Annotated in this window: 14 protein-coding genes; 2 read left to right on the top strand and 12 right to left on the bottom strand. The window is 72.3% G+C overall.

Features of this window, described 5'->3' with window-relative positions; translation table 11 throughout:
- Nucleotides 1-5: 5 nt before the first annotated feature.
- Nucleotides 6-3203, top strand: a complete 3198-nt coding sequence (locus AC5L38_RS13595; RefSeq protein WP_495243133.1) for an ATP-binding protein — start codon at nt 6-8, stop codon at nt 3201-3203.
- Nucleotides 3204-3400: 197 nt separating this feature from the next.
- Here AC5L38_RS13595 and AC5L38_RS13600 read toward each other — a convergent pair whose 3' ends face one another.
- From AC5L38_RS13600 to AC5L38_RS13650, 11 genes are all read right to left on the bottom strand, one after another.
- Nucleotides 3401-4264 (bottom strand): bile acid:sodium symporter family protein, encoded by an 864-nt coding sequence (locus tag AC5L38_RS13600; RefSeq protein WP_495243134.1) that lies wholly within the window; start codon nt 4262-4264, stop codon nt 3401-3403.
- 334 nt (nt 4265-4598) lie between these two features.
- Nucleotides 4599-5825: a serine hydrolase domain-containing protein gene (locus AC5L38_RS13605; protein ID WP_495243135.1), complete on the bottom strand. Its 1227-nt coding sequence runs from the start codon at nt 5823-5825 to the stop codon at nt 4599-4601.
- Nucleotides 5826-5869: 44 nt separating this feature from the next.
- A complete protein-coding gene (locus tag AC5L38_RS13610) occupies nt 5870-7039 on the bottom strand; it encodes a serine hydrolase domain-containing protein (RefSeq protein WP_495243136.1) in 1170 nt (389 codons plus the stop codon).
- A 124-nt stretch (nt 7040-7163) separates the two neighbouring features.
- Nucleotides 7164-8348: a chorismate synthase gene (aroC, locus tag AC5L38_RS13615; protein WP_495243137.1), complete on the bottom strand. Its 1185-nt coding sequence runs from the start codon at nt 8346-8348 to the stop codon at nt 7164-7166.
- A complete protein-coding gene (locus AC5L38_RS13620; protein ID WP_495243138.1) occupies nt 8345-9553 on the bottom strand; it encodes a 3-hydroxybenzoate 6-monooxygenase in 1209 nt (402 codons plus the stop codon). Before AC5L38_RS13620 ends, aroC begins: the two co-directional genes overlap by 4 nt.
- A gap of 7 nt (nt 9554-9560) precedes the next feature.
- Entirely contained in the window at nt 9561-9893 is a 333-nt protein-coding gene (locus tag AC5L38_RS13625) for a hypothetical protein (RefSeq protein WP_495243139.1), read from the bottom strand.
- Between the two features lie 273 nt (nt 9894-10166).
- Nucleotides 10167-12545 (bottom strand): non-ribosomal peptide synthetase, encoded by a 2379-nt coding sequence (locus AC5L38_RS13630; RefSeq protein ID WP_495243140.1) that lies wholly within the window; start codon nt 12543-12545, stop codon nt 10167-10169.
- 38 nt (nt 12546-12583) lie between these two features.
- Complete coding sequence (locus AC5L38_RS13635) at nt 12584-13735, bottom strand: 3-deoxy-7-phosphoheptulonate synthase (protein ID WP_495243141.1); 1152 nt, start codon at nt 13733-13735, stop codon at nt 12584-12586.
- 48 nt (nt 13736-13783) lie between these two features.
- Entirely contained in the window at nt 13784-14806 is a 1023-nt protein-coding gene (locus AC5L38_RS13640) for a ketoacyl-ACP synthase III family protein (RefSeq protein WP_495243142.1), read from the bottom strand.
- Nucleotides 14793-15323: a type II toxin-antitoxin system RatA family toxin gene (locus AC5L38_RS13645; RefSeq protein ID WP_495243143.1), complete on the bottom strand. Its 531-nt coding sequence runs from the start codon at nt 15321-15323 to the stop codon at nt 14793-14795. The genes AC5L38_RS13640 and AC5L38_RS13645 overlap by 14 nt, the downstream gene beginning before the upstream one ends.
- A gap of 5 nt (nt 15324-15328) precedes the next feature.
- Nucleotides 15329-16909: an aldehyde dehydrogenase family protein gene (locus AC5L38_RS13650; protein WP_495243144.1), complete on the bottom strand. Its 1581-nt coding sequence runs from the start codon at nt 16907-16909 to the stop codon at nt 15329-15331.
- A gap of 233 nt (nt 16910-17142) precedes the next feature.
- Here AC5L38_RS13650 and AC5L38_RS13655 point away from each other — a divergent pair, with 233 nt between their 5' ends.
- On the top strand, nt 17143-17721 hold the full coding sequence (locus AC5L38_RS13655; protein ID WP_495243145.1) for a CGNR zinc finger domain-containing protein: 579 nt from the start codon (nt 17143-17145) through the stop codon (nt 17719-17721).
- Between the two features lie 303 nt (nt 17722-18024).
- On the opposite strand, the gene AC5L38_RS13660 is transcribed toward AC5L38_RS13655, so the two are convergent.
- Nucleotides 18025-19170: an acyl-CoA dehydrogenase family protein gene (locus AC5L38_RS13660; protein WP_495243146.1), complete on the bottom strand. Its 1146-nt coding sequence runs from the start codon at nt 19168-19170 to the stop codon at nt 18025-18027.
- Nucleotides 19171-19173: the final 3 nt, after the last annotated feature.

Here is a 19173-nt window from a genome sequence, read left to right on the forward strand (position 1 = left end):
CAGACGTGACTGGGCCCGCCCTTCCCGCTCGGCTCGACGGCGAAGGCCCGCCGGTCGCCGCCGGTTCGCCGCGCCTGCAGATCCTCGGCCCGTTGCGGCTGTGGCGCGACGGCGTCGAACTGGACGCCGGCCCCCGGCAGCAGGCGCAGCTGCTGGTCCTGCTCCTGGCGCGCGCGGGCCGTCCGGTCAGCACGAGAGAACTGATCGACCTGATCTGGGCCGACGACGCCCCCGCCAGCGCGCTCAACGTCATCCAGAAGTACGTCGGAGCGTTGCGGCGGGTGCTCGAACCCGCGATCCCCGCCCGGGCGGCCGGCACGTACCTGCACCTCCGCGGCAACGCGTACGTGTTCAGCGCCGGACCCGGCACGCTGGACCTCGTCATGTTCCGGGAACGCCTCGAAGCCGCCCGGGTCGCCCTCGCCCGCCAGGATCGCGAGGTGGCGCTCGACCACCACGTCGAGGCGCTTCGCCTGTGGCAGGGCCCGGCGGGGGACGGGTTCTCCCACGGGGCGGCCGCGACGGCGATCCTGGCCGCCCTCGACGACGAGTTCTACGCCGCCTGCGTGGCGGCGGCCGAACTGGCCGTGTCGTTACGCCGGCCGGAGCGGGTGATCCCGTCGTTGCAGCTGGCCGCGTCGATGGCGCCGTTCCACGAACCCGTGCACGCCGCTCTCGTCACCACCCTCGGCGCCGCCGGACGGCAGGCGGAGGCGCTGTCGGCGTTCCACACGGTCCGTGACCGCCTCGCCGAGGAACTCGGCATCGACCCCGGTACGGTGTTGCAGGCCGCGCACCTGCGAGTGCTGACGCAGAGCCCGATGTCGCCGGTGGCGACGAGCGCGAGGAGTGACCGTGCGCCGGCGAGGCGGGCGGCCGGTCTGGTCGGCCGGGACGAGGAACTCGGCGTGCTGCGGCACGCCGTCGAGGCGGCGCTCACCGGGCGGTCCGGGCTCGGTATCGTCGAGGGCGAGCCGGGCGCGGGCAAGACGCGCCTGCTGGAAGAGGTCGCCGCCGTCGCGGAGCGGCGTGGCGCGCTGGTCGTCTGGGCCTCCTGCCTGGAAGGCGACGGAACGCCGTCGATGTGGCCGTGGGAGCAGGCGCTCGCCGTCGTCCTCGGCGGCCTGCCCGCGCCGGCGCGCGAGAAGTGGCTGGCCGGCGAGCTCGGCCGCCTCCTCGAAGCCCGGGACGACGACGCCGCGCCGCCGCTTTCCGGCGGACGCGCCCAGTTCCGCCTGTTCGAGCAGGTCGTCGCCCTCATCGGCCGGGCTTCGGCGGAACGGCCGACGCTGCTCGTCATGGACGACCTCCAATGGATCGATGCCACCTCGCTCCAGCTGTTCGGCCACCTGGCGGGCCGGCTCCCCGCCGGCACCGCGATCATCGGCGCCCTTCGCGACCGCGCGCCCACACCCGGCCCCGACCTTTCTCGGGTGCTGGCCGCCGCCAGCCGGCTGCCCAGCCACCGCAGGATCCGGCTTGGCCCGCTTAGCCTGGCCGACGTGGCCGAACTCATCCGGCGCGAGACCGGCCGCGAACCCGGCGCGGACATCACCCGCAACATCCACGATCGCACCGCCGGCAACCCCTTCTTCGTCCGCGAGCTGTCGCGGCTCCTCAGCGACCGCGGCGCGCTCGGCGACGGTGACGCGTCGGCCCGGACCGGGGTGCCCTCCACCGTGCGGGACGTCGTCCGCGACCGGATGGCGGGCCTCGACGACGGCACTCGTGACCTGCTGCGGGTCGCCGCGCTGATCGGCCGCGACGTCGACCTCGGCCTGCTCGCCCGCGCCGCCGGTGCCGACGTCGCGGACTGCCTCGAACGCCTCGAACCGCTGCGCGCGCTCGGCCTGCTCGAAACGGGGCCGGGGGACCCGTTCTCGTGGCGCTTCGCGCACGACCTGGTTCGCGAGTCGGTCATGGAGACGACGGAGCAGCTGCGGGCCGTCCGGCTGCACCTGCGTGTCGCGGACGCGCTCGAAGAGAGCCGGGCGGACGACGAGTCCGTCACCGAACGCCTCGCCTTCCACCTGTGTGCCGCGGGCCCCCTCGCCGACCCGGTTCGCACCGTGGAGGCGCTGAAGCGCGCCGGTCGTCGCGCGACGGCCAAGCTCGCGTTCGCCGCCGCCGACCGGCACCTCGAAACGGCCGCCCAGATCGCGCGGACCGCAGGGCTCCCGGAGCTCGAACTCTCCTCCCTCTCGCTCCTCGCCATCGCCCCGCGCCGACAGGCCGGGTTCGGCGGCACGACGTTCGATCTGCTGGAGCGCGCGGAACACCTGGCCCGTCAGCTCGGCCGGGAGGTCGACGCCGCAGGACTCCTCTTCGCCCGCCTGTTCGGGGCCTACACCTTCCTGGAGTGGGACCGCCTGCGCCTGGTCCGCCGGCTGCACGAGCAGGGGGAGGCGTCCTCCGATCCGGTCGTCCGGGCGTACGGCAGGCAGGCCTGGGGGCTGCACCAGTGGGACATCGGCAACATCGGCGAGGCGTACCGATGCCTCATGGGGAACGACCCCGCCCTTCTCGACGGGGTCGTCTCCTCGCACAGCGAGACCCCGATCCGGCGCGACGTCTCGGGCGAGTGGCCCGGCTGGCAGGCCGTCGTGACGGCCCTGCACGGTGACGCCGCGACGGCGGGGACCATGATCGAGAAGTGGAACGGCCCCGAGGACCCGTACGGGGTCGCGACCTGGGCCTACTACACCACCATCATCGCTTCGATGGCCGGTGACGCGGGCTGGGTGATGCGCACGATCGAGCGGTGGATGACCGTGGGCACCGGCCGGGCCGCCGTCCAGCAGGAGCACTACGTACGGCTGAACTGGTACTGGGCCCGTGCCCTCACCGGCGACGACCCGGCCGGTGTCGCGGCGGAGGCCGAACAGCTCCTGGCCTCGACGCTGGTCGACCCGCCGCGGTGGGGCGTCGCGTACCACCACGCGCTGATCGCCGAGATGTGGCTGGCCGCCGGGATGCCGGAGGAGGCGGGCGTCTCCCTCGACCGGGCGGGCCAGGCCCTTGAGGCCTACGGCCAGCGCTACGCCGAAGGACTCGTCCTGCTGCTGCGGGCGCGCCTGCTTCACGCCCTCGGCGAACCCGTCGAGGTCGTGCGGGCCGCCGCCGGGGAAGCCCGCGACCGGTCCGGCGAACGCGAGTCCCACCTCTTCGCCCGCCGCGCCGAGAGATTCCTCGCCGAGCTTTGATCGCACTGCTCAGCGCCGGCTCGGCACCGCTCGACATCGGTGCACCGCTCAGGACCGCTCGGCACCGGGGACGCCGGACGCGGGCGGTCCGGCGACAGCGGCTCGGTTCCCGCGACGGGCACGAAGCGAGGAACCGCCGCGCGAGGCGACCGGATGGCCCGAACGCCGACCACGTCGCCGGGCACGCCCGCGGACGGTCACCGGGACAGGCTCGTCCGAGCTCGACGGGTTATCAACAGGCCGAATCCGGTCGCCGTGAAGAACATGATGATGCCGTAGACCGCGCCCGGGACGGCGATCTCGGCATTGTTCAGCAGCCCCGGGCTCAGCGCGATCGTGATGGCGAGCGCGGTGTTGTGGATGCCGATCTCGAACCCGGCCGCGACGGCCGCGCCGTGGTCGACACCGGCCAGGCGCGGCACGCTGTAGCCGACCAGCAGGCTCACGAGGTTGAAAGCCAGCGCGGCCAGCCCGACCGAGACGAAATAGCCGGCCAGGTTCTCCCGCTCCCCGTACAGTACGGCGAAGATGACCGCGAGCAGGACCACGATCGACAGCACCCGGACGGGGAGGTTGAGCCGCCGCGCCACCTCCGGCGCCAGCGCGCGCACGAGCATCCCGATCGCGACCGGCGCCAGCACCATCACGAACACCTGCACGATCTTGTCGAACTGCAGGCCGATGCCGGCCGCACCGGGCAGGAAGTACCCGGCCGAGAGGTTCACCACGATCGGCAGGGTGGCCGCGGACAGCACCGAGTTGACCGCGGTGAGCGTGACGTTCAGCGCGACGTTCCCGCCGAACAAGTGGCTGAACAGGTTGGCCGTGGGGCCGCCGGGTGACGCCGCGACCACCAGCATGCCGACCGCCGGCTCCGGTGGGAGCCGGAAGACGAGCATCAGGCCGAAGCAGATCGCCGGCAGCAGCACGAGCTGGCACAGCAGCGCGACCACCGCCGCCCTCGGATACCGGCCCACCCGCAGGAAGTCGTCCAAGGTCAGGCTGAGGCCCAGGCCGAGCATGACGATGCCGAGAGCGTAAGGCAGGCTCGCTAAGATCACGGGGGAGTCCATGGCGGACATTCTCGGGCACGTGCACAACGGCGTGAAACCACGGGTGGGGATCGACGAATCTCGCGGCGTTCCAGGTGAGGGCATCGTTCGAAGGCGTCGTTCACGGGACGGCCGGCGGGTGGCCGTCTCACGGTCGCGTCCTCGCGGGAACGGTCGCCGGGGGGCCGGGGCCGGGGGCCGGTGGGCTTCCGAAACGCCGACACCCCCGCGTGCCGCCGGGGCGGTGCGGGGGGTGAGCGGGCCGGTGGTGGTGCGGGGGTGAGCGGGCCGGTCACCTGTTACTCGCACAGGGCGGTGCGGGGGCGAGCGGGCCGGTCACCCGTTACTTGCACAGGGCCGTGTCGAGGGCCTTCTCCACGTTCCTGGCGCCCGCCAGGGTGACGGGCAGGGCGGTGACGGCGACGGCCGCGGCCTTGCCGTCCCTGGTCACGGCGTTGCGGGTGGTGTAGCCGGGGGCGTTCCCGCCGTGGGTCCAGGCGAAGCCGCCGCAGCTCAGCCTGAAGGTGGCCAGGCCCAGGCCGTAGCGGCCGCCGCCGACGGTGTCGGAGCCGGGAGCCGCGACGGTCTTCTTCATCTCCGCCAGCTGGGCCGGTTCGAGCAGCTCGCCGCCCAGCAGCGCGAGCAGGAAGCGGTTGAGGTCACCGGGACTGCCGATCAGCTGGCCGGCGGCCCAGCCGGACGAGGGGTCGAACCTGGTGACGTCGACCCACGGCCCGGAGGGCTTGGTCGCGAAGTAGCCGTGCGGGTGGGGGCCGCGGACGCTCCTGTCGCGGGCCTTGGGCCAGTAGGTGTCGCGCAGCCCGATGCGCTTGATGATCCGGTCGGTGATCTCGCGGCCGACCGGGCGGCCGGTGACCTTCTCCACGATCATGCCGGCCAGCACGTAGTTGGTGTTGCTGTAGCCCCAGCCCTTGCCGGGCTTGAACAGCGCCTTCCGCTTCAGGGCGAGGTCCACCATCTCCTGAGGCTTCCAGTACTTCCGCAGGAAGCGGTCGAAGTCGGTGAAGAGGGCGTCGTCGTAGTCGGGCAGGCCGCTGGTGTGCTGGAGGATCTGGCGGACCGTGATCTTACGGCCGTCGCCGGCCTTGCCGCGGACCAGCTTCGGCAGGTACCTCTCGATCGGCGCGTCCAGCTCGATCCTTCCCTCGCCGACGAGCTGCAGGACGACGGTGGCGGTGTACATCTTGGTGTTGCTGGCGATGCGGACCCGTCCGTCGGCGGGAACCCTGCTCCTGGTCTTCAGGTTGCCGACGCCCGCGGTGTAGTAGCGCGCCTCACCGTCGCTCTCGTGCACCGTCGCGAGCGCGCCGGGGAATTTGTCCTTCTTGACGAGGTCGTTCAGCGCCTTCTGCAGGGGCGGGACGTCGGCGGCGGCGGAGGCCTGGGCGGGTGTCGCGGCGCTCGCCGCCGGAGCGGTCAGGACGCCGGCGAGGGTCAGGCCGCTCAGGGCCGTCACGGCCGCCAGGGTCCTCAGGCTCTTCTGGCTCTTCTGGCTCTTCGTGCTTTTCAGGGGGGTCGGCGGGCGGCGGTGCTCGGTGAACGCGGGCATGGGAGTGCTCCTCGGTGAGAGACAGGAAAAAGGGGGAGGGGACGTTACTTGGCGCCGCAGACGGCGTCGTCGACGACCTTGATGACCTTCAGGGCCCCGGCCTCGCTGCCGGGCAGGGCGGTCACCGCGACCGCGGCCGCCCGGCCGTCGGTGGTGGCGGCGTCGCGGGTCTCGTAGCCGTCGATGTCGCCGCCGTGGCCCCACGCGGTGTCGCCGCAGCTCAGCTTCATCCTGACCAGGCCGAGCCCGTACCGCCATCCCTCGGGGAACCCGGGGGCCTTGACCGTCTTCTTCATCTCCGCCAGCTGCGCGGGCTTGAGCAGCCTGCCGTCCAGGAGGGCGAGGAAGAAGGTGTTGAGGTCGTCGGGGGTGCCGATGAGCTGGCCGGCCGCGCCGCCCCAGGACGGGTCCATCGTGGTGATGTCGACGAACTCGCCCCCGGGCTTCCTGACCGTGTAGCCGCGAGGGTGCGGGCCCTTGACGGTCTGGTCGCCGACGCCCGGCCAGTAGGTGTCGCGCAACCCGGCGCGGTCGATGACCCGCCTGGTGACCTCCTCGGCGATCGGCCGGCCGGTGACCTTCTGCACGATCAGGCCGAGCAGCAGGTAGCCGGTGTTGCTGTACTCCCAGCCCTTGCCCGGCCTGAACGACGCCCTGTGCCGCAGCGCCACGTCGATCATGTCCCTGGGCTCGACGTAGCGGTGCTGGATCTTGAAGAAGTCCTGGTGCATGTAGCGGGTGTAGTTGGGCAGGCCGCTGGTGTGCTGGAGAAGCTGGCGGACCGTGATCTCGCGCCCGTCACCGGCCTTGCCACGGACCAGGCCGGGCAGGTGCTTCTCGATCGGCTCGTCCAGCTCGACCTTTCCCTCGCCGACGAGCTGCAGCACGACGGTGGCGACGAACGTCTTGGTGTTGCTGCCGGTACGCACCCGGCCGTCGGCGGGCACCTCCTCCCGCGTCCTCAGGTCGCCGACGCCCGCGGTGTAGGCGGTGACGTGTCCGTCGATGTCGCGTACCGAGGCCAGTGCGCCGGGGAACTCCTTGCCCACCAGCCCGTCGAGCGACTTCTGCACGTCGTCGTCGAAACCGGCGGCCGTCGACGCTGAAGCCGATGACGCCGAGGCCGCGATCGGCACGGTGGCGGCACCGACGGCGATCAGCGCGGCGAGCCCGCAGGCGAGCAGGCGGGAGCGGGGAGAGGTGGGCTTGGACACCGGGACTCCTTGTTCGAGGGGCATTCGCTGACCCTTGAAGCATGTCGCGGGAGAGATCATCACTTCGATCCCACGAGCTGGAGACCCTTGGTACAGCCAGTACTACCTCGACCGGGTGCGCCGGTCAGCCGATGGGCAGGTGGTCGAGGTAGCCGCGGATGTTGCGGCGGGTCTCGGTCACCGAGTCGCCGGCGAACTTCTCCGCCACCGCGTCCGCCAGGACGAGCGCGACCATCGCCTCGGCCACGATCCCGGCCGCCGGGACCGCGCACACGTCCGACCGCTGGTGGTGGGCCCGCGCGGGGGCGCCGGTGCTGACGTCCACGGTGGCCAGGGCCCGGGGCACGGTCGCGATCGGCTTCATCGCCGCCCGCACCCGCAGCGGCTCGCCGGTGCTCAGGCCGCCCTCGGTCCCGCCGGAGCGTCCCGAGGTCCGCCTGACGCCCTCGCTCGTCGGCACGATCTCGTCGTGCGCCCTCGACCCCGGCGTACGGGCCAGCCCGAAGCCGTCCCCGACCTCGACACCCTTGATGGCCTGGATGCCCATCAGGGCGCAGGCCAGCCGCGCGTCGAGGCGCCTGTCCCAGTGCACGTGGGAGCCGAGCCCCACGGGGACACCGTAGGCGAGGACCTCGACCACGCCGCCGAGCGTGTCACCGTCGCGGTGGGCCCGGTCGATCTCGGCGACCATCGCCTTGCTCGCGTCGGCGTCCAGGCAGCGCACCGGGTCGGCGTCCAGTCTCGCGGTGTCGCCGGGCGCGGGGAGGATCCCGGCGGGGGCTCTGGCGGAGGCCAGTTCCACGACGTGCGAGACGAGCTCGATCCCGGCCGTCTCCCGCAGGTAGGAGCGGGCCACCGTGCCCAGGGCCACCCGGGCCGCGGTCTCCCGCGCGCTGGCCCGCTCAAGGATGGGCCGGGCCTCGTCGAAACCGTACTTCTGCATGCCCGCCAGGTCCGCGTGGCCGGGCCGGGGCCGGGTGAGGGGGGCGTTGCGCGCCAGCCCCTCCAGCGTCTCGGGCGCGACCGGGTCGGCCGCCATGACCTGCTCCCACCTGGCCCACTCGGTGTTGCCCACCACGATCGCGACCGGCGAGCCCAGGGTCAGCCCGTGCCGTACGCCGCCGAGGATGGTCACCTCGTCCCGCTCGAACCTCATCCGCGCGCCCCGGCCGTACCCCAGCCGCCGCCTGGCGAGCGCGTCCGCGAGCATCCCGGTGGTGACCGGCACGCCCGCGGGCAGCCCCTCCAGGGTCGCCACCAGGGCGGGTCCGTGCGACTCCCCGGCGGTCAGCCAGCGCAGCCTGCTCATCGGGCCGCTCCCGCGCTGAGGCTGAGACCGCGGCTGAAGTCGCGGTCGCCGTGCAGCCAGGCCACCCTGTCGTGCAGGTCGTCCACGCTGAAGGAGGACAGCATCTCGTTCCGCGCCCGCGCCTCGGCGCCCGCCGGGTGGTAGAGCCGCGTCCCCATCTCGCGGGACACCAGCTGGGCCCTGGCCGTGCGCTCGCCCCGCTCGGCGTTGTACTTCTCCAGGCGCTGGGGGATCGCGTCCGCGTCGCAGTCGAGCAGCCTGCCGATCACCACCGCGTCCTCGAGGGCCATGCACGCGCCCTGGGCGGCGTACTGCAGCATCGGGTGCGCGGCGTCGCCGAGCAGGGCGACCCGCCCGTCGGTCCAGCGGTCGACCGGGTCGCGGTCGCACAGCACCCAGGTCCTCCACTCCTCGCCCAGCTCCAGCAGGGCGCGGGCGGTGTCGCTCAGGCCGGGGAACTCGCCCAGCACGTGGGACCTGTCCGCGGGGTCTCCGGCCACCTCCTCGCGGGCGTCGTCGTCGCGGGTGGCGGCCAGGTTCAGGAACCTGCCGCCGCCGATCGGGTAGTGGACGAAGTGCCACTTCGGGCCCGCCCAGAGGGTGACGGTGTTCCAGCGCAGCTCCTCGGGGACGTTCTCCATGGGGATGACCGAGCGGTAGATGGTGTGCCCGGAGATCCGGGGGCCGCCGTCGCCGACGAGCTGCCGTCGGACGGCCGAGCGGATGCCGTCGGCCCCGACGAGGGCGGCGCCGGTGAACCGGTCTCCCGCGTCCGTGACGGCGGTGACACCGGCCGGGCCCTGCTCGTACCGGGTGACCGCCCGGCTGCCGAGCAGCTCGATGTCGCCGGACGCGCGGCAGGCGTCGAGCAGCGGCTGGTACAGGTCGCCCCGGTGGACGACCGCGTACGGGTTGCCGAACCGCCCCCGGTAGGCGCCGGTCAGCGGCATGCTGGCCACCCGCTCGCCCGTCGTGCCGTCCATGAGGCGCAGCTCGTCGATGAAGACCGCCAGGTCGCGCACGGCCTCGCCGACCCCGAGGCAGTCGAGCGCGTGGAAGGCGTTCGGCCCCAGCTGGATGCCGGCGCCCAGCTCGGCGAACGCGACCTGGCGTTCCAGCACGATCACCTGATGTCCCCGGCCGGCGATGCTCAGCGCGGCCGCGAGACCGCCGATGCCGCCACCGGCGATGAGAATCTTCGCCATGTCCTCGTCATCCCTCCAGGGCCAGGCCACGGCCCGCCAGTTCGGCGATGTCGAAGATGCCCTCGGTGGTGGCCTCCACCTCGAAGACGGAGCGCTGGACGGGCGGGAATCCGATCAGCTCGGCGGCCCTGGCCGGCAGCGGGACCGCCGCGGCCTCCGCCGACTCCCAGAGCAGCACGGCGCCCCAGCGCTCGCTCCTCCGATCGGATATCCAGAACTTCAGGCGCAGCCCGGGAATCGTGGAGAACCGGTCCACCGCCTCGTCGCGCAGGAACGCGCGGAGTGATTCGACGGTCTGGTCGGAATCGCGCAGATCCCACCAGACGACCGCGGCCTGCATATGCTTGACACCTCCGGCGTTCGATTGTTCGTGCCGTTGTCGCCGGTGATTTGTTTCCCGGGTTCACGGCCATTCTTCGGTTGCCGTTTATTACGTTAGGCCGCAGCTCAGGGCGGTACAACGGGCCGGTGATAAGACATTCTTCTCGTGATGTGAACGAAAAGGAGTGGTGGCCGGAAAAGGATTGTGAAAGTAAGAGGAAATGCCGAGGACCGGCTCCGGGTGTTCGCCGGGGCCGGTCCTCTTTCGGATTCGTCGCGGGGAGGCCGGGGGTCAGCCCTTTCTCGCCTCCGCGACGGTGTGGGCCATCCGCTCGATGCTGGCGTCGTCGAACAGGTCGTCGATGTCGACGTCGACGTCGAAGACCTCGCGGATCCGCTCGGTCAGCCGGGCCGCGCGCAGGGAGTCCCCGCCCAGCTCGAAGAAGTTGTCGAGGATGCCGATGCCCTCCAGTTCCAGCGTCTTCGCCCAGATCTGCTGGAGGGACCGCTCGACCTCGTCGCGCGGCTCCTGGTAGGGGCTGCCGACGTCCGGCCGGGACCGGGGCGGCTCGGGGAGCGCGGTCCGGTCGATCTTGCCGTTCGTCGTCGTGGGGAGGCCGCCGATGACGTACGCCGCCGGGACCATGAACGAGGGAAGGGTCTGCTGCAGCGCGTCCCGGACGTCCCGCACCTCGGGGACGGGCCCGGAGCCCGGCTCGATGTAGGCCACCAGCTGGACGTCTCCCTGCCCGTCCTTCCTGGCCAGGACCGCCGCCTGGCCGACACCCGGCTGGGCGGCCAGGACGGCCTCGATCTCGCCGAGGTGCACCCGGTTGCCGCGGACCTTGATCTGGTTGTCGGTACGGCCGACGATCTCGATGCTCCCGTCGGTCCAGTAGCGGGCCACGTCGCCCGTCCGGTACAGCACCGGGTGGCGGACCGGGTCGATCGGGTTGGCGAGCCACTTCTCCGCCGTGGCCTCCGGACGGCCCAGGTACCCCTCCGACAGGCTCTCCCCGGCCACGAAGATCTCGCCGACGACTCCGGGCGGGAGGACTTCGAGGTTCTCGCCGAGCACGTACGCCTTGACGTTGGGCGTGGGCCGGCCGATCGGGGGCAGGCGGTGGGCGCGCCCCTCCTCGCCGAGGTCCACGCCGAGCTGGGTGATGTCGCACGTGGCCACCACCGTCGCCTCCGCGGAGCCGTACAGGTTGAACACGTGGAAGGGAAGGTCGGCGGAGGGCCACGACTGCACGCGCTCGCCGCAGATCCTGATGTTGACCAGCTCGGTCTCGGCGGGCCAGTGCAGCGTCCACAGCCGTTCGGCCATGGCCTTCATGAGCAGGGTGTGGGTGATCCGCTCGGAGACGAGCCAGTCGCGCAGCCACTCGGGCGACGTCACGACCGACGGCTCGGGGATGTGGACCGTGGCACCGGCGGCCAGGACCGAGAAGCACTCGACCTCGACCATGCCGTAGCCGGGCGCGGCCAGCCACGTCCCCCGGGACCTCTCGGTGATGCCGCAGATCACGCGCATGCTGTAGATGAGGTTGCGGGCCGCGCCGTGCGGCACCATGACGGCCTTGGGCACGCCCGTGGAGCCCGAGGTGTAGCAGATGTGGATGAGGTCCTCGGCCTTGACCGGTTCGCTGACGGGGGTGGCGGGCTCGTCGCGCCAGTCCGTGCCGTCGAGCGAGAGCACCGGGCAGATCCCGGACACCTTGGGCTCGTGGGCCGTCATGGTCAGCACCACCACGGCCGAGGCGTCCTCGATCATGAAGCGGACACGGTCGTCGGGGAACTCGGGGTCCAGCAGGATCGCCGCCGCCGCCCTCTTGAAGCAGGCGAGCTGCGCGATCAGGCTCTCGGCGCCGCGCGGGAAGCAGACCCCGACACGGTCGCGGGGACGGACCCCCGCCGAGGCCAGCCGGTGGGCGAGCCGGTTGGCCTGGTCGTCGAGCTCGCGGAAGGTCAGCCGGCCACCGGGCCAGGCCACCGCGACCACGTCGGGCGTCCGGCGCGCGATGTCCGCGACGACCTCGTGGAAGAAGAGGTCGGGCACGGGCTCGTCGGTCCGGTTCCAGTCGACCAGGATGCGCCGCGACTCCTCCTCGGTGAGCAGGGGGACGTCCCGCAGCGCGACGGCCGGGTCGGCCGCCAGGGCGTCGAGGACGCGCCCCAGGTGCAGCGCGTACTGGGCGGCGGCCTCCGCGTCGAACTCCGCGGGGGACATCACGAGCTCGAAGCCGTCCCCGGCCCCTTCCCCGTCCCGGGTGAGGACGGTCAGCGCGGCGCGCTGACCCGGCTCCCCACCGTTCGCGGGGACGTTGCCTGCGGGAAGGTCGTCCGTCGAGACGACGGCGTGACAGGGCTCGCCGGTGGGCGGTTCCGCCCGCGCGGCGGCGATCGCGGCCACCAGGTCCGCCGAGGTCGTGTCACCCGACACCCGCAGCCGGACGGTCTCGGCCGCGCCCCCGCGCGCCCGCCGTCCGATCAGCAGGTCGCTCTCCCCCGTGTAGCGGTGCAGCAGACCGGCCAGGGCCGCCATGGCGAACGTCTCCCGCCGCGGGCGGGCCTGCTCGGGGACGGGGACGGAGTGCCGGTGCGGTTCCCCGATCCGGTCGTCACCGGCGGGACGGGCGAGGGGAAGCGACGAGTTGGTCGTTTCCATGGGAATCGTTCCTCTCGAAGTAGCGTGGGGACAGGGGCTCAGGCGAGGATCGGCAGGGCGGTCCCGGCCAGCAGGGGGGTGTCCTCGGCACCGGCCCGCCGGAGGGAACGCCCGGTCTCGGCGGCCTCGGCGAGCTCCTCGACCATGCGGGTGGTCTGCTCCCAGTCCACGCAGGCGTCGGTCACGCTCTGCCCGTACGCGAGGCGGTCCGTCCTTCCCAGGACCAGGTCCTGCCGGCCGGCGGCGAGGAAGCTCTCCAGCATGATCCCGGCGATGCCGGTCTCCCCTTCGGCGATCCGCCGCGCGATGTCCCCGGCGACGTGGGGCTGCCGCTTGTGGTCCTTGCCGCTGTTGCCGTGGCTGGCGTCGATGAAGAGGCGCTGGGGCAGCCCCGCCTTCCCCAGCAGTTCGAGGGCGTCCGCCACGTCGGAGGGTCCGTAGTTCGGGGCATCGCTGCCGCCGCGCAGGACGACGTGGCACTCGGGGTTCCCGCTGGTGGCCACGATCGAGGCGACGCCCTCGTCGTCGATGCCCGGGAAGACGTGCCCCTTGGAGGCCGCGACGATGGCGTCGACCGCGTCCTCCACGTGGCCGCTCGTGGCGTTCTTGATGCCGACGGGCATGCTGAGCCCGCTGGTGAGCTGCCGGTGCACCTGGCTCTGGACGGTGCGGGCACCGATCGATCCCCAGGACACGGCGTCGGAGAAGTAGAGGGGGGTCAGCGGGTCGAGGAACTCGCAGCCGATCGGCAGGCCGGTCTCCAGGATGTCCACCATCAGGCTTCTCGCGAGGCGCAGCCCGCTGTTGAGGTCGTGCGAGCCGTCGAGGTGGGGATCGCTGATGAGCCCCTTCCAGCCGAGGCGGGTCCGGGGCTTCTCCAGGTAGACCCGCATGACGACCACCAGCGAGTCGGACACCCGGCTCGCGAGGTCGGACAGCCTCTCGGCGTAGGCGAGGGCGGCGCCGGGGTCGTGGATGGAACACGGGCCGGCGACCACGACGAGCCGGTCGTCCTGGCCGCTCAGCACCTGGGCGACCTCGTACCGGCCGTTGAGGACGGTCTCCGCGGCGGTGCGCGACATCGGGATCTCCTCCCGCAGCGTCGCGGGCGGGAGGAGCGGCTCGACCGGGGTGACGCGGGAGTCGAGAGAGGGGGTGGGGGACACGTCCGGAATCTGGGTGGCGGTCATGACGAGGGTCCTTCCTGTGAGGTGGTCAGGCGCCGCGCGCCTCTGTGGTCAGGCGCCCGGCGCCTCGAGAACGGCCGCGGAGAAGGTGAATCCCATGCCGGTGCCGATGAGGAGCACCCGGGCCCCCGGCTCCAGAAGTTCCTCCTTCAACAGGTGGTCCAGGCCGTAGAGCTGGTCGGCGGGGCCGAGGTGGCCGATCGTCAGCCCGAGCTCGGCCAGGGTGTTGCCGGGAACGGCGTCCAGGGGCCGTACGAAGCTCTCCTTGAACAGGGCCCGCCCGACGAACGGCGTGACGAGCCAGTCGATCCCGTCCATGGACAGGCCGGCGTCGGACAGCGCCCGGGAGACGACACTCGCGGTCCCGGCCGCCGACCTGGCGCGGACGTCGCGCAGCGACAGCTCGCCGTGGGCCAGGAACTCCCGGGTCCTGCGCCTCATGTCGGGCCGCGGCTCGGGGGCCGTACGGAACGGCTCGTCGCCGCGGGAGAGCCCTTCGAGGGCCGCGTCGGTCTCCGACGCGCAGGACAGCAGCCTCAGCCGGCCGTCGCCCCGGGTGACCACGGCCGACGCGGCGCCGTCACCGAAGACCATGCCGGGGGAGAGGTACCAGCGGTCGGTGGGAGGGGCGAACCGGTCCGCGACCGTGATGAGGGCGGAGGGCAGCTCGGGGCGTCCCGACAGCATGCCCGCCGCGATCTCCAGGCAGGCCAGGGAGCCGTTCGACGCCGCCGAGACGGTCATCGGCATCCCGGCCATGTGGGTGCCCAGCAGCTCCCCGCCGATCCAGCAGGCCGCGGGCCACATGTCGATGCCCTGGAAGTGGCTGTGACTGTGCAGGTAGAGCGTGCCGGGGCCGATCTCCGTCCCGTGGGCGGCGGCCTCCTTGAGCGCCTGCCTTCCCGCGGTCACGGCCATCTCGGGGGGAGCCTCCGCCGACTGGGAGACGGAGACCATCCCGGTGCTCTCGGCGACCTCGGCCGAGTACGAGCCGTCCTCGACGGCCCGGCCTATCGGGACCAGGTCGCCGAGCGTGCCGCCCGTGCCGGAGATCCAGATGTCATCGAACCGCATGGCTGAGCGTCCTTTCCGTGCTTGAGGTGCCGGAGGTGCCGGGGCTGCCGTGGACCTCGGGGACGTCCCACAGGTACTCGCCGCCCGCGGTGACGTGGATCGGCCCGCAGATCCCGTCGAGGATCCGCCGGACGCTGCGCAGCAGCACCCGTCCGACGGCCGTGTCGATCGCGCCCGCCAGGTGCGGGACGCTCGTGGAGTAGTCCACCTGGAAGGTGATCTCGCAGCCCTCGGCGAGGTCCGCGGTCGTCCAGGAGCCCTTGAACTCGTGGAAGTCGCCGGTCACCTGCTCGAACTCGATCCTGTACGGCTGCGCGCCGATCAGGGCGCGGCTGTGCTGGACCCACTCGGCCGTGCCGCCGCGGAAGGAGAGGACCCACTGGCGGAGCCCGCCGCCGATGTCCTCGACGGAGAGGATGTCCGGGGCGCACGACGGGAACGCCCGGTCGTCGCCGAGCTGCTCGATCAGGTCCTCCGCCGAGCACCACACCTGGGCCTTGAAAGTACGAGATGTCATCGGTTTCACTCCGTATCGGTCGCCGGGCGGACGATGCTGACGCCCTGCAGGTGCGAGGCGCGCAACATGAGGTAGTTCGCCTCCCCGAAGGCGCCGCCGGTCAGGCCGGTCCCGCCGTGGGTGGGGAGGAACGGCAGGAAGCCGGCGTGCGAGTCGTTGATCTTGAGCTGGCCGCCGCCGGTGGCCCCCTCGGCGAACCGGTCGATCACCGAGGGGTCGGTGGCCCAGAAGGAGTTGCGCAGGCCGTACGCGTTGCCGTTCACGAACTCGATGAGCCGCTCCAGCAGGTCCTCGTCCGTCCCGCCGGCCTCGGGCACGATGACCGGCAGGAGGGGGAAGAACGTCTCGTCGCGTACCACCCACAGCGATCTGGAGCCGTCGAGCCCGTCGACCCGCAGGATCGTCGGCTCCAGGAAGAACCCGGTCTCCGACGGGGAGCCGTCCACCTCCAGGCGGCGCCCGCCGTGGACGAGCGTCGCGCCCTGCCCGAGCGCCTGGGCGACGCAGGCGTGGAACGCGTCGACCATCAGGACCGGGGTGAGCACGACGCCGCGCTCCTCGGGGTATCCGGGCTGGATCTTCTGCACGGCCACGGTCAGCCGCTCGATGAGCTCGTCGGCGATCGCGGGGTGGGCGACCACCTGGTTGGGCACGTTGCAGATCTGGCCCGACTGCGTGAAGAACTGGGTGAGGCTCTCCACCGCGACGTCCAGGTCCGCGTCGCGCCAGACCACGAAGCAGTCGTTGCCCGCGAGCTCCAGGATGGGCTTCTTGCCGGCCGCGACGCAGTCGCGCTCCAGTGCCAGCCCCTTCTTGCTGCCCCCGATGTAGACGATGTCGTCGACGTGCTCGCTGGCCAGCCAGGTGTCGAGCATGGGGGGTCCGCAGAGCACGTTGAGCGTGCCGGGGGGCGCGCCCGCCTCTTCGAGCACCGGCGCCACGATCTCCCGCATCGTGTACATGACCGCGAGCGGGATCCCGCGCGGCGCCCGCACCACCACGGCGTTGCCGGCCAGGAGGGCGGTGACGCCGAACAGGGCGTTGGCGACCGCGGCGTTCTGCGGCGGGTTGACGCAGACCACCCCGTCGGGGACGCGCCGCAGGATCATCTCGCGCTCGCCGTCGTGCCGGTCGAAGCGCATCTGCGCGGCACACCATCCGAGCGTCTCCCGGCTCCAGCCGGTGAGGGGGATCCCGTCGACCATGCCCTCGGCGAGGGAACGGGGCTGTCCCTCGGCGACCAGGATCTCGACCAGCTCGTCCCGGTGCTCGGCGAGGCGTTCCGCGATGCGGTAGCCGATCTCCATCCGGGTGGCGAGCGGGAAGCGGGCCCATTCGGGGGCGGCGCGGGCCGCCGATTCGAGGGCCAGCTCCACCATCTCCTCGTCGGCGACGACACAGGCTCCGGCGACGAGGTCCCCGGCCGATTCGATGTCGACGACGCCCAGGTCAAGGTCGCGCTTGAGCCTCAGGCTGGGGAAGGTGTTCTCCAGGACGGCCCGCGTGGTGACCGTGTGGACGTACTTCCCGCTGTCGCCGGTGATGTCCCTGCCGCCGATGTAGGCGGGATAGACCCTGGTCGTCACGTCGTTCCCCTTTGCGCTCCGGATCTCGTGGCCGACTTTTTCGGTTACCAGCAATTACGCTAAGCCGGTAACAGAAGCGGGACAACGGGGGTCTGATAAGACCTTCTTCTCAGGATGCGAACGCAAAATGTGAGGGATCGTAGGTGTAACGAGGGCGCGGCCGGTGCGGGAAGTCCGGTGAATCACCGGTCTCGCACTACCGACAAAGGCACTTCGGTAGTAACCTTGTCAAGGTGAAGCGACAACCGGGAGACAGAGCCGTGGCGCCGGGTCCGCTCGCGCTGGCGCAGGCGTTCGTCAACAGTGTCAATGTGGAGTTCGGCCCCGACTACTTCGCCACCGCGGAGGGCCTCGCCATCTGGCTGGATCGCAACGGCCTGGGCGACCCGCGGGTGGAGCCGGACGAGCTGGACCGCCGCGACGCCGTGCTCCTGCGGGAGGCGCTCCGCGCGCTCCTGCGGGAGAACAACGGCGGTCCCCCCGACCCTCGGGCCCGCCGCACGATCGAGCACGTCGCGCGCGCCTGCCCGCTCGTCGTGGGATTCGACGGAGAGGACGGGAGCCTCGGCCTCCGGCCCGCGCTGACCGACGTGCGCGGGGCCCTGGCCGGCGTGCTGGCGTCCGTCGCCGGCGCCGTCGCCGACGGTTCCTGGGAGCGCCTCAAGGCGTGCGGCGAGCACCGATGTGAGTGGATCTTCTACGATCGGTCGCGGAACCGGAGCAGCAGGTGGTGTTCGATGTCGGTGTGCGGTACGCGTGCCAAGATGCGCGCCTACCGCCAGTCGAAGCGGGCACACGGCGCGGCCGGGTGAGGTCTGCCGGGCGAAGCGCGGCGCGGTCGAACGAGCCGGGCCGGGCGGGCGCCAGGTAGGCGTACGGCGGAGTGGGCGTACGGCACGGTCGGGAGCGGACGCACGGCCCGGTCGGATGAGCCGGGCCGGGCGGGCGCGGGGTGGGTGCGCGGCGCGGTTGAGTGAGCCGGGCCGGGCGGACGCACGGCGCGGTCGGATGAGCCGGGCCGGGCGGGCGTGAGGTGGGTGCGGGCACGGTCGGGTGAGCCCGGCGGAGACGGCTCGTCAGTCTCCGCCCGGCTCACCCGACGGCGTCGCCGTCGGTCACGGCGCGTTCTCCCTGCCGAGGAGCTTTCTCGCGACGACGAGCTTGGTGGCCGCCGCGGTGCCGTCCGCGAGCTGGAGGCCGATGACGTCCCTCAGCCGCTGCGCGACCGGGCCGTCCTCCGACCAGCCGAGGTGGCCCATGGTCAGCAGGGACTGGTGAACGGCCTCCATCGCCGCCTTCGGCGCCCACCACTTGGCCATGTTGGAGGGGACGCGCGGGTCCATGCCGTTGTCGGCGCGCCACAGCGCCTCGTAGGACACCAGCCGGGCCGCGTGGAGCATGGTCGCGTGCTCGACCAGGGGGAAGGCCACCGCCTGGAACCTGCCGATGGGCCGGCCGAACGCCTCCCTGGCGCCCGCGTGGGCGACGGCCTCGTCGAGGGCGGCCTGGCCGACCCCGAGCGCCATCAGCGAGATGAGCGCCCGCGAGACGCCGAACCCGCGCATGACCGCGGCGAAGCCGAGTCCCGGCTGCCCGACCACGTCCCCGGGGCCGACGCGGACGTCGTCGAGGACGAGCGTGCCGCGCCCGCCGGACCGGCAGCCGAGGTCGGAGAGGACCTCGCGGCTCACCTTGGCCTCGTCGAGCCGGACGTAGAAGGCGGTGATGCCGTGCGCCCCCGCCTCTCCGGTGCGCGCGAAGACCAGGCCGTGCGTGGCGTAGGCGGCGACCATGATGGAGGTCTTCTCGCCGTTCAGCACCCACCCGTCGCCGTCGGGCTCGGCGCGCATCTCGATGCTCGCGGCGTCGGTGCCGTGGCCGGGCTCGGTGAGGCAGAGCGCGACGATCGACTCGCCGGTGGCGATCGGCGGCAGCCAGCCCGCCAGCTGTTCCGGCGTGCCGTTCGCGGCCAGGACGCCGCCGATGAGGGCGGCGTTGAGCACGGGGTAGCAGACCGACAGGTCCGCCGCCGCCAGCTCCTCCAGGGCGATGCCCGCGCTCACCGCGTCGAGCCCGCGTCCCCCGTACTCCTCGGGGACCCGCAGCGCGAACAACCCCTCCTCGCCCATCTCGGCGAGGAGGCCGGTCCGGTAACCGCGCCGCGCGTCGCTCTCCTGGCGGTACGGGGCCACCCTGTCGGCCGCGAACTCCCGCACCCTCTTGGCGAGCGCCTGCTGTTCACTGGTGAATTCGAAGTCCATGGC

This window comes from Streptosporangium nanhuense, assembly GCF_059358815.1.

Excerpts from the sequence above, each read along its gene's own strand:
- AC5L38_RS13605 (WP_495243135.1), bottom strand. The coding sequence starts at position 5,825 with ATGCCCGCGTTCACCGAGCACCGCCGCCCGCCGACCCCCCTGAAAAGC.
- aroC (WP_495243137.1), bottom strand. The coding sequence starts at position 8,348 with ATGAGCAGGCTGCGCTGGCTGACCGCCGGGGAGTCGCACGGACCCGCC.
- AC5L38_RS13620 (WP_495243138.1), bottom strand. The coding sequence starts at position 9,553 with ATGGCGAAGATTCTCATCGCCGGTGGCGGCATCGGCGGTCTCGCGGCC.
- AC5L38_RS13625 (WP_495243139.1), bottom strand. The coding sequence starts at position 9,893 with ATGCAGGCCGCGGTCGTCTGGTGGGATCTGCGCGATTCCGACCAGACC.
- AC5L38_RS13630 (WP_495243140.1), bottom strand. The coding sequence starts at position 12,545 with ATGGAAACGACCAACTCGTCGCTTCCCCTCGCCCGTCCCGCCGGTGAC.
- AC5L38_RS13635 (WP_495243141.1), bottom strand. The coding sequence starts at position 13,735 with ATGACCGCCACCCAGATTCCGGACGTGTCCCCCACCCCCTCTCTCGAC.
- AC5L38_RS13640 (WP_495243142.1), bottom strand. The coding sequence starts at position 14,806 with ATGCGGTTCGATGACATCTGGATCTCCGGCACGGGCGGCACGCTCGGC.
- AC5L38_RS13645 (WP_495243143.1), bottom strand. The coding sequence starts at position 15,323 with ATGACATCTCGTACTTTCAAGGCCCAGGTGTGGTGCTCGGCGGAGGAC.
- AC5L38_RS13660 (WP_495243146.1), bottom strand. The coding sequence starts at position 19,170 with ATGGACTTCGAATTCACCAGTGAACAGCAGGCGCTCGCCAAGAGGGTG.